The organism is Bacillus sp. 03113, assembly GCF_006546985.1.
GTDB lineage: Bacteria > Bacillota > Bacilli > Bacillales > Cytobacillaceae > VATK01.
The window spans coordinates 25,577-41,237 of sequence record NZ_VATK01000016.1; the positions used below are offsets into that span (position 1 = coordinate 25,577).

The 15,661-nt window shown below is 33.7% G+C and carries 20 protein-coding genes and 1 riboswitch; of the genes, 15 read left to right on the forward strand and 5 right to left on the reverse strand.

Annotated features, from left to right (window positions below):
* Positions 1 to 39: 39 nt before the first annotated feature.
* The gene (locus tag FDO66_RS15395; protein WP_141433549.1) at positions 40 to 240 is read right to left on the reverse strand and encodes a hypothetical protein; all 201 of its coding nucleotides are present in this window, start codon (positions 238 to 240) and stop codon (positions 40 to 42) included.
* A 174-nt stretch (positions 241 to 414) separates the two neighbouring features.
* Here FDO66_RS15395 and FDO66_RS15400 point away from each other — a divergent pair, with 174 nt between their 5' ends.
* The 3 genes from FDO66_RS15400 to thiT all read left to right on the forward strand — a co-directional run bounded on the left by FDO66_RS15400 (position 415) and on the right by thiT (position 3,043).
* Entirely contained in the window at positions 415 to 1,002 is a 588-nt protein-coding gene (locus FDO66_RS15400) for a lysophospholipid acyltransferase family protein (protein ID WP_141433618.1), read from the forward strand.
* 161 nt (positions 1,003 to 1,163) lie between these two features.
* Positions 1,164 to 2,174, forward strand: coding sequence for a DUF4003 family protein (locus FDO66_RS15405; RefSeq protein ID WP_141433550.1), 1,011 nt, complete (start codon positions 1,164 to 1,166; stop codon positions 2,172 to 2,174).
* A gap of 91 nt (positions 2,175 to 2,265) precedes the next feature.
* A riboswitch (TPP riboswitch) is annotated at positions 2,266 to 2,367 on the forward strand.
* A 73-nt stretch (positions 2,368 to 2,440) separates the two neighbouring features.
* Positions 2,441 to 3,043 carry an energy-coupled thiamine transporter ThiT gene (thiT, locus tag FDO66_RS15410; protein ID WP_141433551.1) on the forward strand — a complete coding sequence of 201 codons (603 nt, stop codon included), beginning with the start codon at positions 2,441 to 2,443 and terminating at the stop codon, positions 3,041 to 3,043.
* A 50-nt stretch (positions 3,044 to 3,093) separates the two neighbouring features.
* Here thiT and FDO66_RS15415 read toward each other — a convergent pair whose 3' ends face one another.
* Positions 3,094 to 3,882 (reverse strand): thermonuclease family protein, encoded by a 789-nt coding sequence (locus tag FDO66_RS15415; protein WP_181444601.1) that lies wholly within the window; start codon positions 3,880 to 3,882, stop codon positions 3,094 to 3,096.
* Between the two features lie 182 nt (positions 3,883 to 4,064).
* Between FDO66_RS15415 and FDO66_RS15420 the strand changes: the two genes are divergently transcribed.
* From FDO66_RS15420 to FDO66_RS15430, 3 genes are all read left to right on the forward strand, one after another.
* Positions 4,065 to 5,213, forward strand: coding sequence for an acyl-CoA dehydrogenase family protein (locus FDO66_RS15420; protein ID WP_258535749.1), 1,149 nt, complete (start codon positions 4,065 to 4,067; stop codon positions 5,211 to 5,213).
* Positions 5,214 to 5,320: 107 nt separating this feature from the next.
* Complete coding sequence (locus FDO66_RS20930; RefSeq protein WP_181444602.1) at positions 5,321 to 5,500, forward strand: hypothetical protein; 180 nt, start codon at positions 5,321 to 5,323, stop codon at positions 5,498 to 5,500.
* 143 nt (positions 5,501 to 5,643) lie between these two features.
* Positions 5,644 to 6,174, forward strand: a complete 531-nt coding sequence (locus FDO66_RS15430) for a YfiT family bacillithiol transferase (protein ID WP_141433553.1) — start codon at positions 5,644 to 5,646, stop codon at positions 6,172 to 6,174.
* A gap of 102 nt (positions 6,175 to 6,276) precedes the next feature.
* Here the strand turns inward: FDO66_RS15430 and FDO66_RS15435 are convergent, their stop codons facing one another.
* The 3 genes from FDO66_RS15435 to FDO66_RS15445 all read right to left on the reverse strand — a co-directional run bounded on the left by FDO66_RS15435 (position 6,277) and on the right by FDO66_RS15445 (position 7,636).
* The gene (locus tag FDO66_RS15435; protein ID WP_141433554.1) at positions 6,277 to 7,137 is read right to left on the reverse strand and encodes a DUF421 domain-containing protein; all 861 of its coding nucleotides are present in this window, start codon (positions 7,135 to 7,137) and stop codon (positions 6,277 to 6,279) included.
* A gap of 17 nt (positions 7,138 to 7,154) precedes the next feature.
* Complete coding sequence (locus tag FDO66_RS15440) at positions 7,155 to 7,361, reverse strand: DUF1657 domain-containing protein (protein WP_141433555.1); 207 nt, start codon at positions 7,359 to 7,361, stop codon at positions 7,155 to 7,157.
* A gap of 71 nt (positions 7,362 to 7,432) precedes the next feature.
* Entirely contained in the window at positions 7,433 to 7,636 is a 204-nt protein-coding gene (locus tag FDO66_RS15445; RefSeq protein ID WP_141433556.1) for a DUF1657 domain-containing protein, read from the reverse strand.
* 243 nt (positions 7,637 to 7,879) lie between these two features.
* On the opposite strand from FDO66_RS15445, the gene FDO66_RS15450 reads away from it, so the two are divergent.
* The 9 genes from FDO66_RS15450 to hxlB all read left to right on the forward strand — a co-directional run bounded on the left by FDO66_RS15450 (position 7,880) and on the right by hxlB (position 15,646).
* Positions 7,880 to 8,437, forward strand: coding sequence for a GNAT family N-acetyltransferase (locus FDO66_RS15450; RefSeq protein WP_141433557.1), 558 nt, complete (start codon positions 7,880 to 7,882; stop codon positions 8,435 to 8,437).
* A gap of 272 nt (positions 8,438 to 8,709) precedes the next feature.
* Positions 8,710 to 9,285 carry a hypothetical protein gene (locus tag FDO66_RS15455; protein ID WP_141433558.1) on the forward strand — a complete coding sequence of 192 codons (576 nt, stop codon included), beginning with the start codon at positions 8,710 to 8,712 and terminating at the stop codon, positions 9,283 to 9,285.
* Positions 9,286 to 9,510: 225 nt separating this feature from the next.
* A complete protein-coding gene (locus FDO66_RS15460) occupies positions 9,511 to 10,293 on the forward strand; it encodes a sugar phosphate isomerase/epimerase family protein (protein WP_141433559.1) in 783 nt (260 codons plus the stop codon).
* Entirely contained in the window at positions 10,275 to 11,234 is a 960-nt protein-coding gene (locus FDO66_RS15465) for a sugar kinase (RefSeq protein ID WP_141433560.1), read from the forward strand. The genes FDO66_RS15460 and FDO66_RS15465 overlap by 19 nt, the downstream gene beginning before the upstream one ends.
* Before the next feature lies 1 nt (position 11,235).
* The gene (locus FDO66_RS15470) at positions 11,236 to 12,519 is read left to right on the forward strand and encodes an MFS transporter (protein WP_141433561.1); all 1,284 of its coding nucleotides are present in this window, start codon (positions 11,236 to 11,238) and stop codon (positions 12,517 to 12,519) included.
* Between the two features lie 57 nt (positions 12,520 to 12,576).
* Positions 12,577 to 13,239, forward strand: a complete 663-nt coding sequence (locus tag FDO66_RS15475; RefSeq protein WP_141433562.1) for a bifunctional 4-hydroxy-2-oxoglutarate aldolase/2-dehydro-3-deoxy-phosphogluconate aldolase — start codon at positions 12,577 to 12,579, stop codon at positions 13,237 to 13,239.
* Between the two features lie 76 nt (positions 13,240 to 13,315).
* On the forward strand, positions 13,316 to 14,314 hold the full coding sequence (locus FDO66_RS15480; protein WP_141433563.1) for a LacI family DNA-binding transcriptional regulator: 999 nt from the start codon (positions 13,316 to 13,318) through the stop codon (positions 14,312 to 14,314).
* Positions 14,315 to 14,457: 143 nt separating this feature from the next.
* Complete coding sequence (gene hxlA / locus FDO66_RS15485; RefSeq protein WP_141433564.1) at positions 14,458 to 15,111, forward strand: 3-hexulose-6-phosphate synthase; 654 nt, start codon at positions 14,458 to 14,460, stop codon at positions 15,109 to 15,111.
* Complete coding sequence (gene hxlB, locus FDO66_RS15490; RefSeq protein WP_141433565.1) at positions 15,098 to 15,646, forward strand: 6-phospho-3-hexuloisomerase; 549 nt, start codon at positions 15,098 to 15,100, stop codon at positions 15,644 to 15,646. The genes hxlA and hxlB overlap by 14 nt, the downstream gene beginning before the upstream one ends.
* Positions 15,647 to 15,661 lie beyond the last annotated feature (15 nt).

Here is a 15,661-nt window from a genome sequence, read left to right on the forward strand (position 1 = left end):
AAATCTTTGATTTTTATCATTGATTTCTATCCTTTTTTATTAAGATAGAGAGGAGTGATCATGTATATTTTTTGTTTCATGGATCATTTGTTCAACGTAAATTCTTTCAGATGTAGAAACATACCTTTCATTTTCTTCTGGATTAGTTTGAATTCCTCTTCTTTTATAAACCCAGTCAGTAACGATCCCAAAACCTATAAGTGCAGCAATAATTAGAATTAAAAAGCTAATGAGATTCATTTAATATCCTCCTTTTAAATGAAAAGATGATACTGGATTCTTTTCCATATTTTATATTACATTACTATAAAGGTAAAGTTTCAAATGCCTAATTTTTTATGTTCAAAAATCATTACCAGATCCTAATAACTGATGATATAATGTTGCTAATATGATAAAGGAGGCTTTTTTATGATTTACAGCCTTATAGCTAATTTTGCCAAAGTGATATTTATTATTTTTGGACGTAAGAAAGTGATAGATAAGCACCACATTCCGAACGATACAGGATTTGTCGCCGCATGCACTCATAATTCGTGGCTTGATGTTGTTGCATTAGGTACTTCACTGTTACCAAAGCAAATTAATTTTATGGCAAAAAAAGAATTATTTTCAACTCCAAGATCAGATCAATTTTTTCGGAGTATAAATGCTTTTCCAGTTGATCGTGAAAATCCAGGGCCAAGCAGTATTAAAACACCCGTTAAACTCTTGAAAGAAAAGAAGGTTATAGGGATTTTCCCAAGCGGTAGAAGAACGACAGAGGATGTTCCATTAAAAAAGGGGGCAGCGACTATTGCAAATTTGGCAAAGGTTCCGATTCTTCCAGCTGCTTATACAGGTCCAACGAATATTAAGGAATTATTTTCAGGAAAGAAAATGAAAGTTATTTTTGGTGAACCGATTCAATTAAAAAAGGAAGATGGCACGAAAAAAGACGTAGAAGCTCTAACACAAGAACTATCCGAAAAATTGAACGAGCTTCAATCTTTAATAAAATAATGGAAATTTCTATTGGATAATCAAAAGAGTCTTCACATTTTTATGAGTAAATGTGGGAGGCTTTTTTGATTTTCCTCCTTATTTTTCTCATTATTTGAAACTTTCTCCTAGTTTATTTCGTATTATATAGTATAGAAAGTTTTTTAAGAGGAAGTGATGTAATGCTATCGGAAAAGCTGCAAAGTAAGGTGGATTTGTATAAGATGATCTATTTTCATCTGAAAAATAAGATGAAATGGAAAATAAGTGATTCTCGTATCTTGGTCGCTATTGCCTCTCTGTACGTAATTAACAACCGCTCACTTGATCTTTCCCGTTTTATGCATTTGAGTCACTACATAAAAAATAATGTAGATATCTGTTCGACATTAAGATCACAACATCGCTTTACGGTTGCTTCTATGCTCGATGTACGGTTTAACAACCCAGAAAGCAAATTTCATGAATGTTTAGAAATTTACAAAAAAATGATTCGGAAAGGGTTTGCCAGAGGAGAGTTCACTTATCTTGCTGCCATTATAATGTTGTCAAATACTATCGAAAAGGATATATATGATCACATTATAGATCGGTCATTGGAAATATATAGAGGTATGAGTCAGAAGCATTTCTTTTTAACCTCTAAGAGCGATTATCCACTTGCTGTCTTATTAGCTTCAAGAAATGAATCAAATGAAAATGTTCTACATAATATTGAAGAAATATATGAACGGTTAAACAAAACTGGATTTTCAAAGGGAAATGATCTTCAGTCTTTAAGCCATATTCTTTCCTTAGAAAAATATACAGATACAAATTTGTTAATTGATCGGTCGATTCAGCTCTATCAAGCCTTGGACAAGTTTGATTTTAATCCAAGTCCTATGCATTATTCATCTATTGGAATGCTTGCGTTACTAAAAGATGGAATCAGTGAGCTAAATACCATTCAAATTATGATGAATCAGTTGAGTTTGGAAACGCAATTTAAATGGAACAAGGAAATGAACTTTATGATCGCAGTAAACTTATTAATGAGTACAAAATTAGATAATGCTTATATGATTGAAACAGGTATTTACTCTTTAATGGATGCCATTATTAAAGCTCAGCAAACGGCCATGCTTGCTGTTGTTAGCTCTAGCTCAATTTCTGCAGCTATCCAAGGAAGTGATTCATCTCCAAGCTATTAGATCTATAGTTAATGAATGAAATGGTTATTATTACATTTTTTTCTACCACTCAAATTAATTTTGTTATATAATTTGTTAGAAATAATAGAAGTGAAACCACAAGGGGAGCGTCTTGCTGAGATTGGACATTGATTGTTCTGACCCTTTGAACCTGTTAGTTAATGCTAGCGTAGGGATGTGGATAAGAAAGTATCATGATAACTTATTGCTTTATTCTTTGATGCTTCTCCTTGCGGTTTCCTTTTAGGAAATAGGGGAGATTTTTTGTGAAAAAATTAAGCTTAGTCGTATTAATTGAAGCAGCCTTTTTTGCAGCTTTTGCGCTCGTGCTCGATTTGATTCCGTCCATTAAGCTGACACCGATGATATCCATATCAGCTGCCATGATTCCGATTTTTATTATTGCTTATCGTTGGGGGTTTAGGGCAAGTATACTTTCAGGATTTTTATGGGGTGTTCTTCAATTAGTCGTTGGAGATATTTATTTCCTTAATATCTTTCAATTTTTAATTGAGTATTTTATCGCTTTCGCATTCATTGGATTTGCTGGTCTTTTTTATCAGGTTATTCAAAAGCAATTGCTTAACAATCAAAAAGGGAAAGCTGGTTTGTGGATAGTTGTTGCTACATTGACAGGGAGTATCGCTCGTTATGTTTGGCACTTTATTGCAGGGGTTATATTCTGGGGAAGTTATGCTCCTGAAGGCATGTCGCCGATCATCTATTCATTAATGGTGAACGGTGGAACCATGATAGGATCTGCCATTTTATGCTCTTTTATTCTTATATTACTTACTCTTACTGCGCCAAGATTACTTCTAAAAAAACCAATAGCTTCTACAACAACACAACATAGCTTGCAAAAATAAAGGGAACGCCTCTTCAACATTATTTGAAGAGGCGCTTTTATTTAGTTTAATTATTGTTTCGGAGAATGGAACCCTGCTTCCTGTGCTTCCGTTTCACTGCAAAACCAAGCCTCTGGCTTCGTTTGTGAATACCAACGAGAATTAGGCAAGTGATAGATTTTATCTCCTTTAGAGTTAATATTCCCTTTAATATTGCACATTTTATTTTGATTTTTGGATGAATAATTGATACTTTGTTGATCACTAGGTGAGATCATCTTTGGATGAAATCCATCCTTCTGGGAGTAATTTTCTACCTTCCATATCCCGATCCCTTTTTTTTGACTTTCCTTTTGAATCAAATTGAATTGATCTATGTAACGTGTGTTTGGAGGATATACGTATGCGACTCTAGCCAAGCCTTCCTTAAGAAGCTCTTCTTGTACCATTTTTCCATCAGCGTAAACATAGGCTAATAATCTCGAGTATTTATCATGTTTTGGCCCTATATCAAACTCTAATTCAATCATTTTTGCTTTTTCAACCACAGCTCGAGTGAAATTCTTAGCATCCTCTCCATATGGCTGTTTTCCAAGGCGTGGATGCGAGGTTTCAGGAGTATCAATCAGCAATAATCGGACTTTTTTATTTGAACCTTGATACATTACCTCAACTGTGTCACCATCAATAGGCTTAATTAACTTAACCTTCACACGTTTAAATTCAGTCTGCTGATCTTTGTTTTGATTAAATTCTTCTTGTACTTCATTGCTATTTTTTTGATCGTTGCTGTGATCTGTTGAGTAGATAGAACATCCGCTTATCATGACCATAAAAAGGACTGCAGAGAGCCATTTCATTTATACTTACCTACTTTCATTCATATAAAGATAAGAACTTGTGTTCAAAATCGCCTATACAAGTTTATCAGTTTGAATGGGTATCTGTCACTATTGATGTCTCATCCTTGATATGAGTTAGTTTTTAATGGATAATATATTTAATCATAAGTGTTAGAAAGCAGTAAAGGAGAAGATGGCAGTTGAATTTTCATGAAACAAAGACATTAGCAGAAAGATTAGAGCTAATGAGTAAGATTTCAGATCCGTTTTTGACAAGAGCAGAAAAAATCGATTTAGAAGGAGGGTTTCCTTTTCGGAATATTGAAGATTTAAAAAATTCAGGTTATACTGCACTTACTGTTCCCAAAAAATATGGTGGAATGGAAATTTCAATATTTGAGTTAGTTTGTTTACAAGAAAAAATAGCAGAAAAAGACGGTGCTACGGCTCTATCAATTGGTTGGCATATGGGGTTCATCAAAAATTTAAGTGAGTATCTCACATGGGAGGAAGACTTATTTCAAAAGCTATGCATGGAGGCTAAAAAGGGTGCTTTAGTAAATGCAGCAGCAACTGAACCGAAAACAGGTAGTCCGACTCGAGGGGGAAAGCCTCAAACAACAGCAGAAAAACAAGGGAAGGAATGGGTCATTGAGGGACGAAAAACCTTTACAACGATGTCTCCTATCCTGGACTACTTTATTGTTAGTGCCACAATTAAAGATACAGACCAAGTAGGCAATTTCCTCATTCATCGTTCCTGTCCAGGTGTATCCATTGAGGAAACATGGGATTCCCTTGGTATGAGAGGAACAGGCAGTCATGATCTTGTCTTAAGAAACGTGAAAATTCAAGAGGAATGCTTTGTTGAAGCTTTTAAGCCAGGAAAGAAAAAACCAAATGCGTCTTTACTACATATTCCATCATGTTATTTAGGCATTGCACAGGCTGCTCAAGCATATGCTATTCAATTTGCTAAAGAATATGCTCCTAATAGCATTTCGGGTGCTATTATTGATATTGCAACTGTACAGCAAAGAATCGGAGAGATGGAATTGGAATTGATGAAATCAAGACATTTCCTCTATTCAGTTGCCAAGATGTGGGATAGTGCCAGCAAAGAAGAAAGAATAAAGCTTCAACCCGAATTAAGCGCAGTAAAGCATGCGGTTACAAATAGTGCGATTAAGGTTGTGGATATTGCGATGAGAGTGGTGGGAGCAAAAAGTTTATCAATGCAGAATCCTTTACAAAGATATTATCGAGATGTCCGCGCTGGCCTGCATAATCCTCCAATGGATGATATGACGATTCAAACTTTAGCATCTTCTGCCATTCAAAAACAATGAAATTAGTTTTCAATATAGTGGTAAAACTTTTTGCGTTTTTTCATTAGAACCTGCTTTTATCGATATTTTTTAAAAAGCGTTTGAAAAATAGCGCTAATGCAATTCCAATGACTTTACTCTTTATAATGGTCGCTCTTATTATTTTTATGAGCCTAGAGGATTTTGTAGGGTTGATGCCAATTGGTGGACCATTTACATATCGTTTTAAACTGAACATTATTGCTTCTTCTAATATAAACAAAATGATAACGGGAGAAATAATAAGAATGAACCATATCCACATCTAAATCAGCCTACTCTCATAAAATAAATAGTTATTGAAAATGGTAGATTTATATATTTTTGTCTTACATTGGTTTCAGTAATAGTTATTTACCCGTTGTATGAAGCTCATAAACTGCTAGATAAATATTTTTTAGGATGTGATGATATGGATCAATTAAAATATCCAATTGGACAATACAATTCACCTGTAGAAATTACGAAAGAACATCGAGAAGAATGGATAAAGGTCTTGGCTGAATTACCTGTTTTATTAAAAAAATCTGTAATGAATTTAAATGAAGAGCAGCTAAATACTGAATATAGACCAGGTGGGTGGACCATTAGACAAGTGATCCACCATATCGCTGACAGTCATATGAATTCGTTTATCCGCTTTAAGCTTTCCCTAACCGAGGATTCTCCAATTATTAAGCCCTATGATGAAAAGAAATGGGCTGAACTATATGACACTCGATCGGCTCCGATTGAGATTTCACTTGCATTAATAGAATCGTTACATGAGAGATGGGTATTGTTATTAAATTCTTTAAATGAAAAACAATTTAGCCGTTCATTTATACATCCAGAAGATCAAAAAACCATCCCATTAGATAATGCTTTAGGATTATACGCTTGGCATAGTCGTCATCATTTGTCCCATATAACAGAATTACTTAAAAGAATGAATTGGGATTAATAAAAATATAAACATACAGATTAAAAAAAGATATCACTCCTTATTTTCACAGTGTTAATAAGAGGGGATATCTTTTTTATTGTGGATAATCCATTCAATTGGTTACCCATTTAAATACGGTTTTAATTTTTCAATAACATTTAGAAGCTTTTTAGAATTGCGATTGTACATTTTTTTTGCTTTGTCAGAATCTGTTTCCAAAGCAAACATTTCTAAGTCAGCTTGACATTTCTTTATCATCGTCATTAATAACGGTCTTTGCTGTGGACTTGGTATGGCCAAGCTATCATCAAAAACATCAATGTGCAATTCTCCATATGAATCAATTTGTCCATAGAAAACATTATCTAAAAGAACCCCTTGTTTTTCTAATTCTATATTAAGCCACTCTCTGGTTTTTCCTGCTGCTGTAAGAGAATCGTTAATAATTTGCCCATCCATAATAACGGTTTGAGATTCTTTCTCTTGAGCAACTTTTAAATTGAGAACTTTTGGAGTTAATGGAAGGTTTTCCTTTTTAAGAAGAACACTAAGATCCCCACTAGATTCCAAAACGGCGAATTCTACATCGGCTGTATTGAATACATTTTTCTGCCGTAATAATTTATTTAGTTCATCAATTGAATATTTTTCTTTTTTTAAATTATCCTCTAGGATTTTACCATCTTGAATAAGTGGTGTTGCTTTTCCTTCAACCAAATCCCGAAACTTTTTACTTTTTAAAGCGATTAAATCAACTATTAGAGTAATGAATCCAAAAATAAGGATGGCTACTACTCCATGAGCAATATTTCTTTCAAGTCCCATGATAACTTCAGCAGCAATGCTTCCAATTGTAATACCTGAAACATATTCAAAAAAGGAAATTTCGGAAATTTGCTTTTTTCCTAATATTTTTGTCATTAATATTAAGATTACAATAAAGATGATAGAACGGATGAAAATATCTGTCCACTCAGACATTTTTATGTCACCTCCTGTTAGGAATCTTTGTACTGAGGTTCTTCAACTTCTATTTCCGTTACGCGAGCTTCTAGATCTCTTTTGATAGTATGTATTTCAAGCATCATCTCATGAAAGGTTTTTTGTGCCATTTTTTCACGAGAATTTAATGCTAAAGTGGATAATTGTGCTTCAATTCCATTAATGGTTGCTACACATTGCTTAACATTGGAAATAATCGTCATTTTTCTTCTTCCTAACATTATAAAATAATTTTAACGGTTGACCACTAAGTCAACCGTTAAAAGCAATTCAATTACTGGTTATATTGAGGCTCTTCCTGCACGATTTGCTGCAGACGTGGTTCAATACTATCAATAATAGCTTGTGTTTGTTTTGCTGCATCTTGGTATATTTTTTTGGCAGATTGGTTTTCTGTTCCTAATGAAAAAGTTTCAAAACTTGCTTGTGCGCTTTTTAGTCCTGCGATTGTCTGCTTAATTTGGCTTCCAACTGTCATTTGGTATAAACCTACTTTCGTGTGTTATTGTATTACAACTTGTATTTTTTCTATTTTGAAAGGAGTTATGTATTTCAAAAAATGGAAATTATATTTTTCTTTTCCTCTTTGACTCATGAAAAGAAAGGGAATTTTATTTTTTACAGAAACTAAAATCTTTCTTCCTCATGGTTTATAATCATAATATAGAGACATAAAAAATGAAAAAACAGCTAGCTGTTTTTTACTTGTAGGTGAAAAATAATGAAGCATCGAGTTATTATGAAGATAAAACTTGCAAGTCAAACTGTCGAAACTAAAGGAATGAAGCCTGCAAAATGTAGAAATATTAAAGAGACTGATGAATATTTTCTTGGAAAATTAATGTACGAAGGATACAAAAATAGTATAGATGATGAGGGAAAAACATTAAATGGATATATTACCGAAATGAAAGCCACTATAAAGGGGTTTTATGGACCAATGCTAAAAAACTGTTCTTATGTTCTTGAACAAAACGGAGTACTAATTTCAGCTGCTATTGTGACAGTACATAAGAAAATTCCTCTATTAACGTATGTTGTAACTCATCCTTCCTATAGAAATAAGGGATATTCGACTTTATTAATTAATGAAACGATTAATTCATTATATCAATGTAACTATAAAGAATTATATCTTGCTGTAACAACTGGTAATAACCAAGCTCAACATCTTTATAAGAAAATAGGATTTAAAGAAGTTAGGACGAGGAGATTAAATATACTCGATGCAATTAAACGTTTTAGCTTTCCTAAAAAACTTAAAATGAAAACAAAATAGGCAAAATGGAAAAAAGGATCGTCATAATCAACGAATATTAAAATTAATTCGTACTATGATTCTACTTTTGGTATAATTTATATATAAATTTTTTGAAAAATCAAGCTTAGTTGCATTCCTGGAACTTTTGTCTTTAGCTTTTTTTGGTATACTGATACATATTATATAATGAATTTGCGTTTTTGGAATTTTATGCTTTTTTCGTTATTCTACTATGCGAATTTAGATAAATGTTGACGACTGTCATTTACTATGGGGGAAACAATAAAAGTATGAGTATGTATGAGAAAATATTAGAAATTCTGGATAAAAAAGGGCCTTTGTCAATTCCTATTATTTGTGATGAAATTAATCAAAATGCAAAATCATTTGGAGAAGATGAAAAACCTGTAAAAGAAGCGCATATTAAATCTGTTATCTCACGGAAAAAAGAATTATTTACTGTTAAAGATGATATTGTCTCTATTTTACCTGAAAAAGAGTTTTTATGTTTAAAAGTCGTTCAGGAAATGTCTGGTTCATGGCAGAAATTAAATGTAGATTTTATTAAAAGTCGTTTTATTGTTTTTGAATGGCATTCTGAACAATTCCAATCATTTTCAACTCCTTCAGAAACAATTGGTTCTGTTGATGAGTTAAAAAAAGAACTATATCGAATGAAAATATGGGATTGGGAATCAAATGATGAGCAAGCAAAAAATGTGCAAGATGAGCTAAGATGGTCCATTAAGCTTGAAACAAAGGGAAAGACATTTATTAAAAATGGAATTCAAACACACCCTAAAGAATGGAAGAAGCTTTGTCAATCCATTTCTAAACTAATTGGAAAATCATTTTCAAGAATTTAAAAAAGAGGGAAAAGGATCACTCTAATCGAGCTTCCTTTTCCCTTTTTCTATAAGCTGTTACATACAAGTAATAGCTTTAAGATCTTGATAAATAATACATAAAATCGGTGGGCTTGTTTTTATAAATAGATACAAATTCCTATTGTAAAGCGCTTACATAAATCATATACTTTATATAAACCGATTTACTAAACCGATTTATTAAAATGAAAGGTGCGAGCAAAAATGAATACGATTGTTCCTTTAAATGCTTTTGATGTAAAAGAAGTCATTGAAAAGGGTCAGGACAAATTTATTTCGAGTATTTTCAATGCCGGTGCACAAGGAGTTGAAATTCGGAGAGAGCTTTTTGCTACACATTCACCTAATTTAACATTAATTAAAGAAAAACTTACAAAATATTCATTACTAACCGTATATTCTGCACCTATTCCATTATGGAAAAAAGATTTTTCATTCAACATAGAAGAGGTTCAAAAAGTATTTGCTGAAGCAGAAATAATAAATGCTAGTTGGGTAAAGCTATCATTAGGACATTTTGATAGAAAGAACTCAAATTTAACTGAATTGAAATCATTTCTAGAAAAATATGATGCCATTACACTTCTAATAGAAAATGATCAAACAGTTGAAGGAGGAAAGATAGAACATCTCGCATCTTTTTTTGAAAGCGCTTATACTAATGAAATTCCTTTGGGAATGACATTTGACATCGGCAACTGGAAATTTGTATCAGAAGAGATCGAAATCGCGATACAAAAATTAGCTAGATTTGTTCAGTATATTCACTTAAAGCATGTTGAAGAAGGTGAAACAAATTTAATTACTTTACCTATTCCGCTTGAAATGAATGCAAATTGGATGAAAATCGTTAAACAAATCCCAAACTATCAAATGATTGGTCTGGAATTTCAAGTTAAATCAGAAAAAATACTTGAAAATTATATTCAATTCCTTCAATTTAGCCATACGGCAAAGGAGCGATTCAAATGCAAAAGCTTAAAGTAATTACCTTTGGAGAAGCAATGGCCATGTTTATGGCTGCTGAGCCTGGACCACTATCCAAAATAAGCAGCTATATTCGTGAATTAGCAGGTGCTGAAACAAATGTTGCAATAGGCTTGGCTAGACTTGGTATAGAAGTTGGATGGGTCAGTAAAGTAGGAAACGATTCCTTTGGAGAATTTATTATCGACAGACTAAAGAATGAACATGTAAATATAGAAAATGTCATGATCGAAAAGGGTTTTGCGACCGGTTTTCAAATTAAGTCGAAAGCAAAGTACGGAGATCCAGAGGTAGAATACTATCGTAAAGGGTCTGCCGCAAGTCAGCTAAGTATTGATGACTTTGATGAACGTTATTTTTTACAGGCTGATCATTTGCATGTTACAGGAATTCCGTTAGCAATATCACAAAAGACAAAATCTTTCGCCCAGCATGCTGTTCATTTTATGAAAAAACATGGGAAGTCTATTTCATTCGACCCAAACCTGAGATCAAATTTATGGGCTTCCATTGATGAGATGGTGAAAGTAACGAACGATTTAGCGATAGAAGCTGATTATGTGATGCCTGGTTTAAATGAAGGGGAAAGATTGACAGGTTGTAAAAATCCGAGTGATATCGCTTCTTTTTATTTAGATAAAGGAGTAAAGCTTGTCGTCATAAAGCTTGGGGAAGAAGGAGCCTATTATAAAACAAGTGAACAAGAGGGCATTGTAAATGCCTTTAAGGCAAAGCAAGTAATTGATACAGTTGGGGCTGGGGACGGATTTGCAGTCGGTTTTATAAGTGGAATGTTAGAAGATTGCCCTATTCAAGAAGCAGTTGAAAGAGGGAATGTCATTGGATCACTTGCGGTTCAGTCACAAGGAGATCATGAAGGCTATCCAACAAGACTACAATTATCAGAATATATGAAGAAATCCATACAGGGAGTGAAATAGGATGGTTCAAACGAATGCAAAACAAAGATGGATTCGACTTATTCCGATGGTTTTCATTACGTATAGTCTTGCTTACTTAGATCGTGCTAATTATGGTTTTGGTGCAGCTGCAGGACTTGCAGAAGACTTGCATATTACACAGACTACATCTTCTTTACTCGGTTCTTTATTTTTCCTTGGGTATTTCTTTTTTCAAATTCCGGGTGCTCATTATGCTGAAAATAAAAGTGCAAAAAAATTAATCTTTTGGTCTCTTATTCTTTGGGGTTTATTGGCAACAGCTACGGGTCTTGTTTCAAATATCTATTTTCTTTTTCTGATTCGCTTTTTATTGGGAGTTGTTGAAAGCGCTGTTATGCCAGCCATGCTTGTCTTTTTAAGCCATTGGTTTTCGAAATCGGAACGATCTCGTGCTAATACGTTCTTAATTTTAGGAAATCCGGCAACGGTTTTATGGATGTCCATTATATCTGGTTATTTATTGCATGCATTTGGCTGGAGGTGGATGTTTATTATCGAAGGAATTCCTGCGGTCATTTGGGCATTTATTTGGTGGCGACTCGTTAAAGATGAGCCTAAAGAAGCTCGATGGCTATCTCAGGAAGAAAAAGAAGCTTTTTATGAGCAATTAAAAAAAGAGCAGGAAGGGCTAAAACCCGTTAAAAATTATCGAGAAGCATTTAAATCAAAAACAGTGATTTTACTTAGCCTTCAGTATGCTTTATGGAGCATTGGTGTTTACGGTTTTGTTATGTGGTTGCCATCTATTATCTCCGCTGCTCCAAATATGAGTATTGTGACAACAGGATGGCTAGCGTCCATCCCATATATTTTAGCAGTGATCCTCATGCTTACAGCATCCTATTATTCTGATAAAACATTAAAAAGAAAACAATTTGTTTGGCCATTTTTATTAGTAGGAGCTTTATGTTTTTATGGGTCTTACCTAATTGGCACAAGTAATTTTTGGTTATCCTTTGTTATGCTAGCCATCGCAGGTGGAGTAATCTATGCTCCATACGGGCCATTTTTTGCGATCATTCCAGAAATTCTTCCACGTAATGTTGCTGGTGGAGCTATGGCATTGATTAATAGTATGGGAGCATTAGGATCCTTCATTGGCGCATATTTAGTTGGTTATTTCCATGATATTACTGGCGGGTATGGAACTTCTTATCTATTCATGGCTGGATCATTATTAGCTTCAGCTGTAATAACAATGATTGCTACTAGTAAAAGGAAAAAAGTTCAGAAAAAAACTACTGATGTAATAGCAAGCGTATAAATGAAATCGATTGTGTCCTTTTGTTAAAAGCAAAATCCATGATAAGGAGAGAACAAAATGGATATTGAAGAGATTAGACAAAGGTCTGTCATAGCTATTTTACGTGGAGCTTCCCTTCAATCGATTATACCAATTGTGAATGCGCTGCAGGAAGGAGGAGTATCAGCAATCGAAATTACGATGGAGGCACCAAAAGCGCTTGCCGTCTTAGAAAAAATTACAGAATACTTTGCCGATGATGTATTTGTAGGAGCAGGAACAGTATTAGATCCTGAAACAGCTCGTGCAGCTATATTATCCGGTGCGAGGTTTATATGTTCTCCTACCGTTAATCGAAAAACAATTGAAATGACTAAACGATATGGGGTAATTAGTGTGCCTGGTGCTTTTACACCTACTGAAATTTTAACAGCTTACGAGTCTGGTGGAGATATAGTTAAAGTTTTTCCAGCAGCTGCGAACGGCCCAAACTATATTAAGAATATTTCCGGTCCTTTACCACATATTCCATTAATGCCGACAGGAGGTATTGATCTGTACAATGCGAGGGATTTTATGATTGCTGGGGCGTGTGCTATCGGAATTGGAAGTACATTAGTAAATACGAAGAAAGAAGTGAATTCTAGTTTCTTATCACAGTTAACTGAAAATTCTATACAGCTTCTCCAATTAGTTAAAGTAAAAGATGTAAGAAAGTTAATATCGAAAACTAAGCATTAGTCGTTTTAACATACTAGATTCTGTCCTCTTTTATCGTTAAAATAAAAGGAACAATTTGATAAAAGAGGACGATAACATGCAGAAAGTAACTATGGCTGATGTAGCAAAAGAAGCAGGTGTATCTAAAAGTACAGTCTCACAGTATCTTAATAAAAGGTATGAATATATGAGTGCACAGACAAAAGAAAATATAGGAGAAGCTATCGAGAAGCTAGGCTATCGACCGAACATCTTAGCTCGTGGATTAAAACAAAAACGTACTTCGATGATCGGTGTGATTGTTGCCAATATTATGAACCGCTTTTCAACGGAGGTTAGTCGATCCATTGAAGATTACTTCTATCAATATGATTTTCAAGCAATTGTTTGTAATGCGGATGATGATGCTGAAAAAGAAAAGAATTATATTGAAATGCTTAGAGCTAAACAAGTAGACGGTTTAATTATTTTCCCTACTGGTAAAAATCTTGAATTATATAGACAGATGGTAAATGAAAAATACCCAGTTGTATTTATGGATAGAAAAATTGAAAACCTAGATGCCACCTTTGTTTTAACAAATAATGTTGAAGCTTCTTCTGACGCTGTTCATCAATTCATTCGCAAGGGGCATGAAAGAATAGCCATTGTTACACAGCCTTTAACTATCAGTCCAAGAATAGATCGTATCAATGGATATAAAAAAGCATTACATGGATACGGAATTCCATTGAATCCTAATTACATGATTCATACTGATATACACAATATAAAGGATGCACTTTTACACTTGTTTCAGCTGCCTAAACCGCCCACAGTTCTATTAGCAGGAAATGATTTGGTTTTTCTAGAAGTTTTAGAATTCGCTCAACTAAATAAGATCAAAATTCCAGAGCAGCTTTCTTTGGTTGTATTTGATCATGTTCCTTTTGCTCATTTGGTCAATCCGACGATTTCAACTATTGCGCAGCCTTCCTTTGAAATGGGTAAAAAAGCTGCTCAAATTTTACTTGAAAAAATAAATAAAGAAGTGAATGAACAAATAGAATATACCTTTCCATGTCAGTTTATCGATAGAGATTCGACCATTCTATAAGTTTAAACAAATGTATTAAGCTCCTTTGGAATTAAAATAAAACATAATGATATTACATTGAAAAACACTTATTGTCTAATTATAATAATTTATATAAATCGGTTTAGTAGGAAGGGACTATATTAAGAAAGAGGTCTCAAGAAATGAAAATTCAATTAGCATTAGATCGTTTATCCGTATCTGGAGCCATTCAATTAATTAAAATGGTAGAAGATTATATTGATTGGATTGAAGTTGGAACTTCATTAATTAAAGAATATGGAATGAGTAGTGTTCAAAAAATTAAAAAGACGTTTCCGAGCAAAAAAATAGTTGCAGATATAAAGACCATTGATAATGCTGTCTATGAATCTCAAATTTGCTTTCGAGCTGGTGCCGATATTGCAACAGTTATGGGTGTAGCGCCTGATATTACGATTGATGCTTTTATACAAGAAGCTGAAAGTTTGAACAAAATGGTGATGATTGATTTATTAAATACATCTGAGGATAGGAAAAAAGAGCTATTGAAATATCATAAAGCTATTTTTTGTATGCATGTAAGTAAAGATGAACAAGAGTTAGATGGAAGAAATTCAACAAAGCAATCGTTTAAAAGTTCACTACAATCTTTTGATGTAACGATTGCTGTTGCTGGTGGGCTATCAATTGGATCTCTTGATGAGCTAGTAAATCAAAATATAGATATTGCAATTATTGGTACTGCAATTACAAAAGCGAAAGATCCAAGGAAAGTAGCTAAGCAATTTTATGATGAAATTCGTAAAAGGAGGTTAAGCTTAGATGAACAAGAGTGAATTGATTATTGAAGAAATACAGTCCGTATTAAGAAACATAGATGAAAGCCATCTCTTACAGCTCGCTTCAGTCCTTAATCAATCAAAGCGAATATTTGTCATTGGAGAAGGCCGATCGGGTTTAATGGCAAAATCATTTGCTATGCGATTAATGCATTTGGGTGCAACAGTATATGTAATAGGGGAAACGATCACTCCTTCGATGAAAAAGGGAGATACTCTTTTGGCTATTTCAGGATCAGGCCAAACAAAAAGTGTTGTTTGGGTAGCTGAAAAGGCTTCATCAATTGAATGTAAAGTAATAGCTATTTCGACTGCTGAAGAATCACCACTATCAAAACATGCCTTAAATGTAATTATTATTCCAGCAGCAACTAAATTTAGAAAAGAAAATGAGACGAAAACGATCCAGCCTCTTGGCTCGCTGTTTGACCAATGTGCTCATATCCTATTTGATACTGTTTGTCTTTATTATTCAGAGATGAACGAGATAAGTAATCAGCAAGCACTCCAGCTCCACAGTAATATGGAATAATCTATTTTAAGGAAA

Bases quoted from the DNA above. Each gene is read 5' to 3' on its own strand.
- FDO66_RS15395 (WP_141433549.1), bottom strand. From the start codon at position 240: ATGAATCTCATTAGCTTTTTAATTCTAATTATTGCTGCACTTATAGGT.
- hxlA (WP_141433564.1), top strand. From the start codon at position 14,458: ATGAAAATTCAATTAGCATTAGATCGTTTATCCGTATCTGGAGCCATT.
- FDO66_RS15470 (WP_141433561.1), top strand. From the start codon at position 11,236: ATGGTTCAAACGAATGCAAAACAAAGATGGATTCGACTTATTCCGATG.
- FDO66_RS15445 (WP_141433556.1), bottom strand. From the start codon at position 7,636: ATGACAGTTGGAAGCCAAATTAAGCAGACAATCGCAGGACTAAAAAGC.
- hxlB (WP_141433565.1), top strand. From the start codon at position 15,098: ATGAACAAGAGTGAATTGATTATTGAAGAAATACAGTCCGTATTAAGA.
- FDO66_RS15465 (WP_141433560.1), top strand. From the start codon at position 10,275: ATGCAAAAGCTTAAAGTAATTACCTTTGGAGAAGCAATGGCCATGTTT.
- FDO66_RS15460 (WP_141433559.1), top strand. From the start codon at position 9,511: ATGAATACGATTGTTCCTTTAAATGCTTTTGATGTAAAAGAAGTCATT.
- FDO66_RS15480 (WP_141433563.1), top strand. From the start codon at position 13,316: ATGCAGAAAGTAACTATGGCTGATGTAGCAAAAGAAGCAGGTGTATCT.
- FDO66_RS15455 (WP_141433558.1), top strand. From the start codon at position 8,710: ATGAGTATGTATGAGAAAATATTAGAAATTCTGGATAAAAAAGGGCCT.
- FDO66_RS15475 (WP_141433562.1), top strand. From the start codon at position 12,577: ATGGATATTGAAGAGATTAGACAAAGGTCTGTCATAGCTATTTTACGT.
- FDO66_RS15450 (WP_141433557.1), top strand. From the start codon at position 7,880: ATGAAGCATCGAGTTATTATGAAGATAAAACTTGCAAGTCAAACTGTC.
- FDO66_RS15430 (WP_141433553.1), top strand. From the start codon at position 5,644: ATGGATCAATTAAAATATCCAATTGGACAATACAATTCACCTGTAGAA.
- FDO66_RS15405 (WP_141433550.1), top strand. From the start codon at position 1,164: ATGCTATCGGAAAAGCTGCAAAGTAAGGTGGATTTGTATAAGATGATC.
- FDO66_RS15435 (WP_141433554.1), bottom strand. From the start codon at position 7,137: ATGTCTGAGTGGACAGATATTTTCATCCGTTCTATCATCTTTATTGTA.
- FDO66_RS15415 (WP_181444601.1), bottom strand. From the start codon at position 3,882: ATGAAATGGCTCTCTGCAGTCCTTTTTATGGTCATGATAAGCGGATGT.
- FDO66_RS20930 (WP_181444602.1), top strand. From the start codon at position 5,321: ATGACTTTACTCTTTATAATGGTCGCTCTTATTATTTTTATGAGCCTA.
- FDO66_RS15440 (WP_141433555.1), bottom strand. From the start codon at position 7,361: ATGACGATTATTTCCAATGTTAAGCAATGTGTAGCAACCATTAATGGA.